Raw genomic sequence first — 12,360 nt, 5'->3', positions numbered from 1 at the left:
TGGTTCGCTCCGCAAGCTCCACTCAAACGGCAACGGTTCGCTCCGCAAGCTCCGCTCAAACGGCAATGGTTCGCTCCGCAAGCTCCGCTCAAACGGCAACGGCTCGCTCCGCAAGCTCCGCTCACTCCGCCACCGCCCACGACGACACGACGTCGAGCAGCTGGTCAAGGTCGACCGGTTTGGTGACGTAGTCGTCGGCACCGGCGGCGAGGCTCGCCTCCCGGTCCTCCGGCATCGCCTTCGCGGTCAGGAACACCACCGGGGTCTGCGCACCCGAGGGCAGACCCCGGATGCGCCTCGTCGTCTCGTTCCCGTCCATGTTCGGCATCATCGCGTCCATCAGCACGATGTCGACCTCCGGGTGCTCGCCGAGCAGCCGTACGCCGTCCGCGCCGTTGTCCGCGTACAGCACGGTCATCCCGTGCAGTTCCAGCGCACTGGTCAGCGCGAACGCGTTGCGCACGTCGTCGTCGACGAGCAGCACGGTCACCCCGGTCAGCTCCCGTGCGACGGCGGGCACACCCACCGCGGGCCGCAGGATCGGCGTGCCGATCGACGGCAGCCCGTCCTCGGTCGCGACGAGCGGGGTTAGCCGCTTGGACGTGGCGCCCGGCAGCTCGACCGGCACGAACAGCGTGAACGTCGACCCGGCGCCCAGCGTGGACTCCACGGCGATGGAGCCGCCGAGCAGCCGGGCCAGCTCCTTGGAGATCGACAGGCCGAGCCCGGTGCCGCCGTAGCGCCTGCTGGTCGTGCCGTCGGCCTGCTGGAACGCCTCGAAGATCATCTCGAACTTCTCGTCGGAGATGCCGATGCCGGTGTCCCGCACCGAGAACGCGACCGCGTCGGTGTCGCGCGGCGAGACGGTCAGCGTGACCGTGCCGCGCTCGGTGAACTTCATCGAGTTCGACAACAGGTTGCGCAGGATCTGCCCGAGCCGCTGCGCGTCGGTGACCACCGTCGACGGCGTGCCCTCGGCGATCCGCACCTCGAACGCGAGGCCCTTCTCCTCGGCCTGCGCGCCGAACGCCCGCCGCGCGTCGGCCACCACCTCGGCGACGTCGACCGGACCCGGTTCGATGGTCACCCTGCCCGCCTCGATCTTCGACAGGTCGAGGATGTCGTCGATGAGCGCGAGCAGGTCGGTGCCCGCGTTGTGGATCGTGGTGGCGAACTCGATCTGCTTCGGCGACAGATTGTTCTCCGGGTTGTCCGCGAGCAGGCGGGCCAGCAGCAGCAACGAGTTCAGCGGTGTGCGCAGCTCATGGCTCATGTTCGCGAAGAACTCGGACTTGTACTGGCTCGCGAGCGCGAGCTGCTGCGCGTTCTCCTCCACGCGCCGCCGCGCCGCCTCGATCTCCAGGTTCTTGATCTCGATGTTGCGGTTCTGCTCGCTCAGCAGCGCGGCCTTGTCCTCCAGCTCCGCGTTGGTGCGCTGCAGTTCCGCCGACTGGTTCTGCAGCTCGGCGGCGAGCCGCTGCGACTGGCCGAGCAGCTCCTCGGTACGCAGGTTCGCGCGGATCGTGTTGATCGCGACCCCGACCGTCTGCACGAGCCGCTCCAGGAACGAGACGTGCAGCTCGGAGTAGTCGCCGACGGACGCGATCTCCAGCACGCCGACCGGTTCGCCGTCCACCAGCACCGGCACCTCGGTCAGCGCGGACGGGGTGAACGTGCCCATGCCGGACCGGATCGGGGTGAAGCCGGCCCGCGAGTCACGCACCACGATCGGCTGCTTGGTCACCGCGGCCTGCCCGACCAGTCCCTCGCCGTGGCCGAAGCTGACCTGGACGTCGTCGGTGCCCAGGCCGTAGGACGCGGCGAGCCGCCACTCCGGCACGCCGCCGTCCGCGCCGAGGTAGAACGCGCCCGCCTGCCCGTTCACCAGCGGCACGACCTCGTTCATGATCATCTGACAGACGGCGGTGAGGTCCCGCTGCCCCTGCAGCAGGCCGCCGACGCGGGCGAGGTTGGAGTCGAGCCAGTTCTGGTTCGCGTTCTCCGCGGTGGTCTCGCGGAGCGTCACGATCATCTGGTTGATGTTGTCCTTCAGCTCGGCGACCTCGCCGCTGGCCTGCACGCCGATCTGCTGGGTCAGGTCGCCGCGGGTCACCGCGGTGGACACGCCCGCGATCGCGCGGAGCTGGATGGTGAGCGTGGTCGCGAGCTGGTTCACGTTCTCGGTCAGGTCGCGCCAGGTGCCCGCGACGCCCTTGACCTGCGCCTGACCACCCAGCTTGCCCTCGGTGCCCACCTCACGCGCCACCCGCGTGACCTCGTCGGCGAACGACGACAGCTGGTCCACCATCGTGTTCACGGTCTTCTTGAGGGCCAGGATCTCGCCCTGCGCGTCGACCGTGATCTTCTGCTTCAGGTCACCGCCCGCCACCGCGGTCGCGACCTGGGCGATGTTGCGGACCTGACTGGTCAGGTTCGACGCCATGTAGTTGACGTTGTCGGTGAGGTCGCGCCAGGTGCCCGCGACGCCCTTGACCTGCGCCTGACCACCCAGCTTGCCCTCCGTGCCCACCTCACGCGCCACCCGCGTGACCTCGTCAGCGAACGACGACAGCTGGTCCACCATCGTGTTCACCGTCGACGTCAGCTCGAGGATCTCGCCCTGCGCGTCGACGGTGATCTTCTGCGAGAGGTCGCCCCGCGCGACCGCCGTGGTCACCTGCGCGATGTTGCGGACCTGGCCGGTCAGGTTCGACGCCATGTAGTTGACCGTGTCGGTGAGGCCGCGCCACGTCCCGGCCACGCCCCGCACCTGCGCCTGACCACCCAGCTTGCCCTCCGTGCCCACCTCACGGGCCACGCGGGTGACCTCGTCCGCGAACGACGACAGCTGGTCCACCATCGTGTTCACCGTCGACTTCAGCGCCAGGATCTCGCCCTGCGCGTCGACCGTGATCGACTGCGAGAGGTCACCCTCGGCCACCGCGGTCGCGACCTGCGCGATGTTGCGGACCTGGCCGGTCAGGTTGGACGCCATGTTGTTCACGTTGTCGGTCAGGTCGCGCCACGTGCCAGCGACACCGGTCACCTGGGCCTGACCACCGAGCTTGCCCTCCGTGCCCACCTCACGCGCCACCCGCGTGACCTCGTCAGCGAACGACGACAGCTGGTCCACCATGATGTTGACCGTCGACTTCAGCTCGAGGATCTCGCCCTGCGCGTCGACCGTGATCTTCTGCGAAAGGTCACCCTTCGCCACCGCCGTCGTGACCTGCGCGATGTTGCGGACCTGCGCGGTCAGGTTCCCCGCCAGCTGGTTCACGCTCTCGGTCAGGTTCCGCCAGGTGCCGGACACGCCCTCGACCTGCGCCTGGCCGCCGAGCTGGCCCTCGGTGCCCACCTCACGCGCCACCCGCGTGACCTCGTCAGCGAACGACGACAGCTGGTCCACCATCGTGTTCACGGTGTCCTTGAGCGCCACGATCTCGCCGCGCGCGTCGACGGTGATCTTCTGGGAAAGGTCACCCTTCGCCACCGCCGTCGTGACCTGCGCGATGTTGCGGACCTGGTCGGTGAGGTTCGCGGCGAGCTGGTTCACCGCGTCGGTGAGGTCCTTCCACGTGCCCGCCACGTTCGGCACGGTCGCCTGGCCGCCGAGGCGGCCCTCGGTGCCCACCTCGCGGGCCACGCGGGTGACCTCGTGCGCGAACACCCGCAGCGTGTCGGTGAGCGAGTTGATCGTCTCGGCCAGCTCCGCGATCTCACCGCGTGCGCTGACGGTGATCTTGCGGGACAGGTCGCCGCGTGCGATGGCCGTCGCGGTCGTGGAGATCGACCGCACCTGGTTGGTCAGGTTGGACGCCATCGTGTTCACCGAGTCGGTGAGCGCGCGCCAGGTGCCCGCGACGCCGTGCACGTCCGCCTGCGCACCGAGTTTGCCCTCGGTGCCCACCTCGCGGGCAACCCGCGTGACCTCGTCGGCGAACGACGACAGCTGGTCCACCATGGTGTTCACGGTCCGGCCGATGCGGTTGAACTCACCACGCAGCGGCCTGCCCTCGATCTCCAGTGCCATGTGCTGGGACAGGTCACCGTCGGCGACGGCCGCGATCACCCTGGCGATCTCCGCGGTGGGCCGGGCGAGGTCGTCGATCAGCGAGTTCACCGCCGCCGCGCCGGACGCCCACGACCCGTCTTGCTGGTCGGAGTCCATCCGCTCCAGCATCCTGCCCTCGCGGCCGACGACCCTGCTGATCCGTAACAGGTCGCGGTTGCGGCGTTCCTGCAGCTCGATCACCGAGTTGAACCCGTCCACGACCTGTCCGGCCAGGCCGGTCCGACGCGTGAGACGCACGTCGAACTGGCCCTTCCGGACGGCGGTCGTCGCCGCCACGAGCTCCTCGAGCAGATCGTCCAGGTCGTACTCGGGGGCCGTGGCGTCCGGTGCGGCCATGCGTCGCCTCCAGGGGTTCGCGCTTGCACAGGAGTCTACGAGCGTGGGTGCCCCGCCCCGGGATCGAGCAGGGAGCGACCCCGTCGCCACCGTCTGTCGGCACCCGGCAGACTGTCTTGGTGCGGCCCCCGTTCGAGCGACGTGCCAGATTCCCGGGAGACGCCGGCGCGCCGGGTGCGGCACGCCGGTTCGTCCGGTCGGCGCTGGCCGAGGCCGGGCTCGACGAGCTGGCCGACGACACGGTGCTGCTCACCAGCGAACTGTGCGAGAACGCGGTGCTGCACGCGGGCACCGGCTTCACGGTCGACCTGGTCGCGGACGGTGTGGAGCTGACCGTGGCGATCACCGACCAGGGCTCGACACCGATGGAGCTGCGCAGGGCCGTGCCACCGGCCCCCGGCACGCGCCGCGCCACCCACGGCCGGGGGCTGCTGCTCATCGACTCGATCGCCTCCGCGTGGGGCAGCAGGCACGACAGCGGCGGCCACCGGGTGTGGTTCACGCTGCGGGCCACCACCCCGCCACCCGCCCCGCCCGCCCCCGCCGCGCCGACGACCTCGGCGTGGCCCGACGCGGAAACCACGCGCTGGCTGCTCCACCTGCCGTCGCCGCCATCGTCGCTGCCGGTGGTGGTGACCGAGCTGCTTCGCCGCCTGTGCGATGTGCTCGGCGCGTCCGGCGGCATGGTCGTGCTGTCCGACGACACCGGCGATGAGCTGCTCGCCACGTACGGCGAGAGGGCGGGCGACGAGGTCGTGACCGTGCCGCTGCCGCTCGAACCGCCGAGGACCGGCCGGCTGTCCGTGCACACCGGCGCGGGGACCGCCGCCGAGCTGGCCGCCCTGACCGCGCAGCGCGTCACGCTCGCGGTAGAGGCGGACAAACAGCACAGCGCGGACCGCGAGCAGTGGCTGTGGATGTCGTACCTGGCCGAGGCGACCGAGATGTTCGGCAACTCACTCGACGTGCGGCTGACCGCGGCGATCGTGCCGCAGGTGCTGGTGCCGAGGCTGGGCCGGTGGTGTGCGCTGCACCTGCTGGACGACCGGGGCAGGCTGCGGCTCGAGGCGCTCACCCACGTCCGCGAGGACCGGATGGGTGAGCTGCGTGCCGGGCTCGGACCGCTCACCGAGCGAGGCGGCGCGCTGACCGTCCTGCTCGCCGACCACACCCAGGCCGCCGGGCTCGGCTCGCCGCTCGACGGGGTCGCGGTGCCACTGCGGGTCGGCGGCCGCACGCTGGGCACGGTCAGCGTTGGCAGGCCCGTCGACCGCGTGCACCGGCCAGAGGAGCTGCTGATCCTCACCGAGCTGGCCCGCCGCGCCGCGCAGTCGCTGGACAACGCGCAGCGCGACAGTGCGCACGCCGCGACGTCCCAGGCGTTGCAGCAGGCGCTGCTCCCCCGCGCGCTGCCCGTCGCCGACGGGGTGCGGTTCGCGGCCGCGTACCTGCCGGTGAGCGCGGGCGCGGACGTCGGCGGCGACTTCTACGACGTGCTGGCGCTCGGCCCCGGCCGCTGGCTCGCGGTCGTGGGCGACGTGTGCGGCAAGGGCCCGCGCGCGGCGGCCCGCACCGGGCTCGTGCGGGACGTGCTGCGTGTCCTGCTGCGGGACGGCCAGCCGCTCGACCGGACGTTCGAGCTGCTCAACGAGATGATGCTGGAGGCGGGCGACCCGTCCCAGTTCGCGACGGTCGCGCTCGCGCTGATCAGCCGCCAGGACACCACGCCAACCTCGCTCGCGGTGGAGCTGGTGCTCGCCGGGCACGAACAGCCCGCACTGGTGCACGAGGACGGGACCGTTGCCTACCTCGGCACGCACGGCAGCGCGGTCGGGCTGGTGCGCAGCTTCGGGGTGCACCCGACCAGGCACGTGCTGCTGGCGGGCGACACGCTCGTGTTCTACACCGACGGCGTGACCGAGCACCGCCGCGGCGTGGAGCTGTTCGGCCAGGAACGGCTCGCCGACACACTGCGCCGCGCGACACCACGTACCGCGGACGGCGTCATCTCGGCGGTGCGGCAGGCCGTCGACGACTACTCCCCCGAGCCGCACCGCGACGACATCGCGATCGTGGCCGTGCAGGTGCCGCCCGCGCACGCCGTGCCGGGTTCCCAGCCGTAGAAAGGAACGCCACCAGTGTCAGAGCACGTGCGGTTACGTGTCGCGAGACCGGCGCCGGACTGTGTGGTCCTGACCGTGCTCGGCGAGATCGACCTGGTCAGCGCACCAGAGCTCGCCGCGGCGATCGAGGACTACCTGGACGGCACCCCGTGCGTCGTTGTCGACCTGACCGACGTGACGTTCTTCGGGTCGCTCGGGCTCGCGACGCTGGTCCGCCTGACCGCGCTCGCCGAGTCCACCGGCGTTCGCCTCGCGCTCGTTCCTGGACCGCTCGTGATGAGGACGATGGAGCTGACGAGGACCGCGCACATGTTCACCGTGTACGAATCGGTGGCGGACGCGCGCAGGCTCACCTGATCGAGGTTTGAACCGCCGGGAACGGGTAACCCTGGCGAGCACAAGTCAGAGGGGCGGGGCGGGGCCCGGCCACCAAGCGTGGGAGTCGCCATGCTCAGCCACGATGAAGACCGTCATCTCCAGCAGATCGAGCGCTGGTTCGAAGAGTCCGATCCGGCGTTCACGAGGATGCTGCGGGACCACGAACCGCCGGAGCGCAGGCGGCTGCGCTCCATGACCAGGATCGGCGTCGACGTGACCGGCGTGCTGCTGTTCCTCACCGGGGCGGCCGCCGCGAGCGTCATCCTCATGGTGTTCGGCATCCTGACGATCGGCGTCGGCGCGTGCCTGCACCTGGCGACCAACACCTACACCTGAGCGCCCGGGGGCGGAGAATAGCCTTCATGGATCTTCGCATCATGACCGAGCCCCAGCAGGGGGCCACCTACGACACGCAGCTCACGATGGCCAAGGTGGCGGAGGAGCTTGGTTTCTCGGCCTGGTTCCGCTCCGACCACTACCTGACCATGTCCGGCGACGGCATGCCCGGCCCCACCGACGCGTGGGTGACGCTGGCCGGCCTCGCTCGTGAGACGTCGACCATCCGGCTGGGCACCATGGTCACCGCGGGGACCTTCCGCCTGCCCGGCGTGCTCGCGATCCAGGTGGCGCAGGTGGACCAGATGTCCGGCGGCCGCGTCGAGCTCGGTCTCGGCGCGGGCTGGTTCGAGGCGGAGCACCGGGCGTACGGCATCCCGTTCCCGTCGGCGAGGCACGCCCGGCTGTCCGAGCAGCTCGAGATCGTGACCGGCCTGTGGTCCACCCCGGTCGGCGAGACCTACGGCTTCGACGGGACGTACTACCAGCTCAAGGATTCCCCGGCCCTGCCGAAGCCGGCGCAGTCACCGGTGCCGGTGATCATCGGCGGGCTGGGCCCCGTCCGCACCCCCGCCCTGGCCGCGAAGTACGCGCACGAGTTCAACGTGCCGTTCGCCTCGGCCGAGGACACGGCGGCGCAGTTCGGCCGCGTCCGCGACGCCGCCGCCGGTCGTGAGCTGGTGTACTCGGCGGCGGTCGCCACGTGCGTCGGCAAGAACGACGCCGAGGTCGCCCGCCGGGCCGCCGCCATCGGCCGCGAGGTCGACGAGCTGAAGGCCAACGGCGCGGCGGGCACCCCGGAGGAGGCGGCTGCGAAGCTGCGCCAGTACGCGGAAGCGGGCGCGACCCGCGTGTACCTGCAGATCCTCGACATGACCGACCTGGAGCACCTGAACCTGATCGCGTCCGAGGTCCGCCCGCTGCTGGGATGAGGGCTGGTCAGGACAACGCGACGGTCAGCACGGCGCGGATCTGGTCGACGATGTCGCGCTGGTTCTGCTCGAACACCGGGTCGGTCAGCTCGGTCGTGTTGCCCTGGCCGAACTCCAGCACCGGTGTGTGCAGGTGGCCGCCGGGGATGGTCAGGCCAAGCGCGTCGCGCAGCAGCGTCGCCCGGTATGCGATCTCGTTCGACAGGTAGTTGCCGCCGCCACCGGCGCGGGCCACCGAACCCGGCGTCGGCCCGGTCGGCGATACCACCGGCGCCGTCTGACCGGCCGGGATCTCCGTGACGGACGTGTTGTCGTACACCGGGAAACGGCCGGTCGGGGCGGCGACGATCTTCGCGTACGGCAGGGTCGTCGGCACGAACTCCGGCGCGGGGGTCACCGTCGGCACCCCGGCCGGGATCGGGATCACCTCGGTGCGGGACAGGTTGTCGTTGTCCGGGAAGCCGCCGCGCCAGCGGCCGTTGTACCGCTCAACGTCGAACCGGCCGACGCGGCCCTGGCTGATCGTGGTGAACATGTCGACCTTGCCCAGCCACGGCAGGATCGCGCGCTCCACCATCCCCTCGGCGAACGGGTCCCACAGCACCGGGAACATCGCGGTCTCGACCCGTGCCGGGCCCGCCGCCGTCTGGATCACCGTGCCGTCGAGCGCGAGCGCGTTCACGCCGGACGGGTTGCTGCGCCGGATGTCCTGGTCCAGCTGGAACGGGTCGAAGCCGGTCACCAGGATCTTCAGCGCGTTCCGCGAGTACGCGATCGAGTCCTGGCCGCGGGAGGTCCTCTCCAGCACGTCGATCAGCGCGGCCCGGTCCCCTGGCGACAGCGCGAACGACGGTGTCCACTGCCGCAACGCCTTCGTCAGCTGAAGCCGCGCCCAGTACAGCGGCCGGTCGTCGGTCACCGGCAGCGTGCCCGGCGGCAGCTTGCCCTGTGCCCGCGCGACCGCGGCCGCCCACAGTGCGCGGCCCTGTACCCCGATGGCCACCTTGGCGGCGCGGTTGTCCGGCAGCAGGCACAACGACGGCGTGAACACGCGCTCGAAGCGGTCGAAACCGCTGCGCCGCAGGATCTCCCCGGTCGCGGGCAGTGCGAGGCGCTGCTCCTCGACGGTGAGCGGTGCGGCCGGATCCGCGCAGGCCGGCGCGGCGGACGCGGTGACGGTCGGGACGAGTGTTCCGGCCAGCCCGAGGAAGGCGGCCGCAAGCAGGGTGCGAACTCTCATGCACACCATCCTCGCGCACACTCCGGCGTGCCGAGAAGGTTCGCAATCGAACACACGGCATAATTGATCATCGACGACGATTGAGGGGGCGCCGCCGATGATGGGCCGAACGCACGCACTGACCGGTTGGTGCGCGGGGCTTGGCGTCGCACAGTTCGTCGGTGCGACCTCGATCGAGCAGGCGGTGTTGTTCGCGGTCACCACGTCCGGTTTCGCACTGCTGCCGGATCTCGACCACCCGCACGCCCGTGCGTCGAAGCTGCTCGGCCCGATCTCCCGGATACTGTCATGGCTGCTGCGGCACGCCTCCGCCGCGATCTACCAGGTCACGAAGGGCCCACGCGACGAACGCAAGCGCGGCACGCACCGGCATCTGTCCCATACCGTGCTGTTCGCGGCGGGCCTCGGCATGGCCGCGAGTGCCGGCACGGAGGCGGGTGGCCCGTACGCGGTCGCCGGGGTCGCGGTCCTCGGGCTGTTGCTGGCACAGGACGCCCTCGGCGACTGGATGATCATCGTGTCCGCGGCGGCGGTGGTGTGGTGGCTCAACAAGGCGGGCCCCGACCCGCTCGCCGACCTGGGCGAACTGTCCGGCCTGATGGGCTTCGCGGTCGCGGTCGGCTGTTTCACCCACTGCCTCGGCGACGCGATCACCGAGTCCGGCTGCCCGTTCCTGTTCCCGGTCCCGATCGCGGGCGAGACGTGGTATGAACTGCGCCCGCCCAAGGTGTTGCGGCTGCGCACCGGCAAGCGGGTGGAGCGCCTGGTGGTGTTCCCGCTGTTCGTCGTCGTCGGGGTGCTGCTGATCCCTGGCGCGTGGCAGTTCGGCGCCGACTTCGTCGAGCGGATGTTCGTGCCGCCCGCGGAAGCCGTGACCCCGTAGCGTCTCCCGGATACTGTGGTGGAGCGGGCCACTCCAACACAGTCGGCGGTGACGATGACGAAGCGAGCGCTCGTGGTGCGTGGCGGCTGGGCGGGCCACGACCCGGTCGCGACGACCGACCGGTACGCGAAGTTCCTGTCGGAGAAGGACTTCGCGGTGACCACGTCGTCCACTCTGGATGCCTACCTCGATGACCTGACCGGGATCGACCTGATCGTGCAGTGCTGGACGATGGGCACGATCACGTCTCCGCAGCTGGACGGTCTGCTCGCCGCGGTGCGGGCAGGCACCGGGTTCGCGGGGTGGCATGGCGGGATCGTGGACGCGTTCCGCGACCAGCCCGGCTACCACCTGCTGACCGGTGGCCAGTTCATCCACCACCACAAGGACTTCGTGTCGTACGTGGTGCACCCGGTCGGCGGGCACGAGGTCGTCGCGGACATCGAGGCGTTCGAGGTGCACAGCGAGCAGTACTACCTGCACGCCGACCCTGGCAACGAGGTGCTGGCGGCCACGGAGTACCAGCCGGACCCGGACCGGCGCGAGATCGGCACGCCGGAGATGCCGGTGACGTGGGTGCGGCGGCACGGCCTTGGTCGCGTCTTCGTCACGACGATCGGGCACCGGATGGCCGATTTGGAGCTGCCGCCCGTGCACGAGATGATCACGAGGGGCCTGCTGTGGGCGACGCGCTGAGGATCGGGCTCGTCGGCATCGGCAACATCAGCCGCCAGTACCTCGACACGCTCCCCCGGCTGCCCGGGGTCGCGCTGGTGGCGGCCGCGGACCTGGACCCGGCGCGGACGGTGCCGGACGTGCGGATGCTGCGGCCAGCGGAGTTGTACGCGGCCGACGACGTGGACCTGGTGCTGAACCTGACGATCCCGCAGGCGCACGCGGAGGTCGCGCTGTCGGCGATCGCCGCGGGCAAGCACGTGTACAGCGAGAAGCCACTCGCACTGTCCACTGTAGAGGGTCGCGCGGTGCTGACGGCGGCCGCCGAGGCCGGGGTCCTGGTGGGTTGCGCGCCGGACACCGTGCTGGGCACGGGCACGCAGACCGCGCGGCACTGGCTTGACGACGGTGCGATCGGCACGCCGGTGGCGGCGACGGCGTTCATGGTGACACCGGGGCACGAGCGCTGGCACCCGGACCCGGAGTTCTACTACCGGCCGGGCGGCGGGCCGCTGTTCGACATGGGCCCGTACTACCTGTCGTCGCTGGTCACGCTGCTGGGACCGGTGCGGCGGGTCGCTGGCCTGGCGTCGACACCGAGGGCGGCGCGGGTGATCGAGAGCGGTCCGCGCGCGGGCACGGAGTTCCCGGTGGACGTGCGCACGCACGTGGCAGGCGTGCTGGCACACGAGAACGGCGCGGTGACCACGTTGATGATGAGCTTCGACGTGTGGGCGGCGGACCTGCCGCGCATCGAGGTCTACGGCACGGCGGGCTCGCTGTCGGTCCCGGACCCGAACGACTTCGACGGCGAGGTACGCGTGTACCGGCCCGAGGACGGCTGGACCGGGGTCCCCCCGACCGCGGGCCACCGGAACGCGGGCCGGGGCACGGGAGTGGCCGACCTGGCAGCGGCCCTGACCACGAACACGGAACACCGCGCGAACGGCACCCTGGCCTACCACGTACTGGACATCATGGAGTCCCTGCTGCGAGCAGCGGAAACCGGCCAAACCCAGGACATCGAAAGCACCACCCCACGCCCACCCCCGGTCCCCAACCCGCATGACCGCTGAGCCTGGATCCACCGGTTGGCGTTGCCTCCGGCGGCTCCTCGCCGGAGGGGCAGGTCTCCAGGATGGCCTGGGGTTTGCTGTTTTGGTTGCGTTGGGTTCGGGTCTGCCTGCCATCCCGTCGACCTCCCAGGGGCTATCACGCCGCGTCAAGGGGGCCAGGCTCTTGCATCCTGTGTTTCTTGCATTTTGGCCCCCTTGACACGGCGTGATCGGGCTTCGCCAGGTCGACGGGATGGCAGGGAGCCCCTTGGTGGCGGGCTTGCGCCTTCGGGGACGCGATGCCCGAAAGACGCTTTCGGGACGTTG

At 70.7% G+C, this 12,360-nt stretch carries 9 protein-coding genes; 7 read left to right on the top strand and 2 right to left on the bottom strand.

What is annotated here, in order from left to right; translation table 11 throughout:
- Positions 1 to 121 precede the first annotated feature (121 nt).
- Entirely contained in the window at positions 122 to 4,411 is a 4,290-nt protein-coding gene (locus tag WBA97_RS00305; RefSeq protein WP_424228569.1) for a HAMP domain-containing protein, read from the bottom strand.
- 119 nt (positions 4,412 to 4,530) lie between these two features.
- Between WBA97_RS00305 and WBA97_RS00300 the strand changes: the two genes are divergently transcribed.
- The 4 genes from WBA97_RS00300 to WBA97_RS00285 all read left to right on the top strand — a co-directional run bounded on the left by WBA97_RS00300 (position 4,531) and on the right by WBA97_RS00285 (position 8,180).
- Positions 4,531 to 6,534: a SpoIIE family protein phosphatase gene (locus WBA97_RS00300; RefSeq protein ID WP_424228568.1), complete on the top strand. Its 2,004-nt coding sequence runs from the start codon at positions 4,531 to 4,533 to the stop codon at positions 6,532 to 6,534.
- Between the two features lie 15 nt (positions 6,535 to 6,549).
- Complete coding sequence (locus WBA97_RS00295) at positions 6,550 to 6,891, top strand: STAS domain-containing protein (RefSeq protein WP_424228567.1); 342 nt, start codon at positions 6,550 to 6,552, stop codon at positions 6,889 to 6,891.
- Between the two features lie 90 nt (positions 6,892 to 6,981).
- Positions 6,982 to 7,248, top strand: a complete 267-nt coding sequence (locus WBA97_RS00290) for a DUF3040 domain-containing protein (RefSeq protein ID WP_424228566.1) — start codon at positions 6,982 to 6,984, stop codon at positions 7,246 to 7,248.
- A gap of 26 nt (positions 7,249 to 7,274) precedes the next feature.
- The gene (locus tag WBA97_RS00285) at positions 7,275 to 8,180 is read left to right on the top strand and encodes an LLM class F420-dependent oxidoreductase (protein ID WP_424228565.1); all 906 of its coding nucleotides are present in this window, start codon (positions 7,275 to 7,277) and stop codon (positions 8,178 to 8,180) included.
- A 7-nt stretch (positions 8,181 to 8,187) separates the two neighbouring features.
- On the opposite strand, the gene WBA97_RS00280 is transcribed toward WBA97_RS00285, so the two are convergent.
- The gene (locus WBA97_RS00280) at positions 8,188 to 9,420 is read right to left on the bottom strand and encodes a pyroglutamyl peptidase (protein ID WP_424228564.1); all 1,233 of its coding nucleotides are present in this window, start codon (positions 9,418 to 9,420) and stop codon (positions 8,188 to 8,190) included.
- A 97-nt stretch (positions 9,421 to 9,517) separates the two neighbouring features.
- Between WBA97_RS00280 and WBA97_RS00275 the strand changes: the two genes are divergently transcribed.
- From WBA97_RS00275 to WBA97_RS00265, 3 genes are read left to right on the top strand one after another with little or no spacing between them, the layout of a single operon-like run.
- Complete coding sequence (locus tag WBA97_RS00275) at positions 9,518 to 10,303, top strand: metal-dependent hydrolase (protein WP_424228563.1); 786 nt, start codon at positions 9,518 to 9,520, stop codon at positions 10,301 to 10,303.
- A gap of 54 nt (positions 10,304 to 10,357) precedes the next feature.
- On the top strand, positions 10,358 to 10,999 hold the full coding sequence (locus tag WBA97_RS00270; protein WP_424228562.1) for a ThuA domain-containing protein: 642 nt from the start codon (positions 10,358 to 10,360) through the stop codon (positions 10,997 to 10,999).
- Positions 10,984 to 12,054, top strand: coding sequence for a Gfo/Idh/MocA family protein (locus tag WBA97_RS00265; RefSeq protein WP_424228561.1), 1,071 nt, complete (start codon positions 10,984 to 10,986; stop codon positions 12,052 to 12,054). The genes WBA97_RS00270 and WBA97_RS00265 overlap by 16 nt, the downstream gene beginning before the upstream one ends.
- The last annotated feature ends 306 nt before the right edge of the window (positions 12,055 to 12,360 follow it).

Source organism: Actinophytocola sp. (assembly GCF_049647105.1).
GTDB lineage: Bacteria > Actinomycetota > Actinomycetes > Mycobacteriales > Pseudonocardiaceae > Actinophytocola.
This window is presented reverse-complemented; position numbering and strand designations above follow the sequence as displayed.

Coding starts and splice junctions, on each gene's coding strand:
- WBA97_RS00305 (WP_424228569.1), bottom strand. CDS start 4,411: ATGGCCGCACCGGACGCCACGGCCCCCGAGTACGACCTGGACGATCTG.
- WBA97_RS00290 (WP_424228566.1), top strand. CDS start 6,982: ATGCTCAGCCACGATGAAGACCGTCATCTCCAGCAGATCGAGCGCTGG.
- WBA97_RS00285 (WP_424228565.1), top strand. CDS start 7,275: ATGGATCTTCGCATCATGACCGAGCCCCAGCAGGGGGCCACCTACGAC.
- WBA97_RS00280 (WP_424228564.1), bottom strand. CDS start 9,420: ATGAGAGTTCGCACCCTGCTTGCGGCCGCCTTCCTCGGGCTGGCCGGA.
- WBA97_RS00275 (WP_424228563.1), top strand. CDS start 9,518: ATGATGGGCCGAACGCACGCACTGACCGGTTGGTGCGCGGGGCTTGGC.
- WBA97_RS00270 (WP_424228562.1), top strand. CDS start 10,358: ATGACGAAGCGAGCGCTCGTGGTGCGTGGCGGCTGGGCGGGCCACGAC.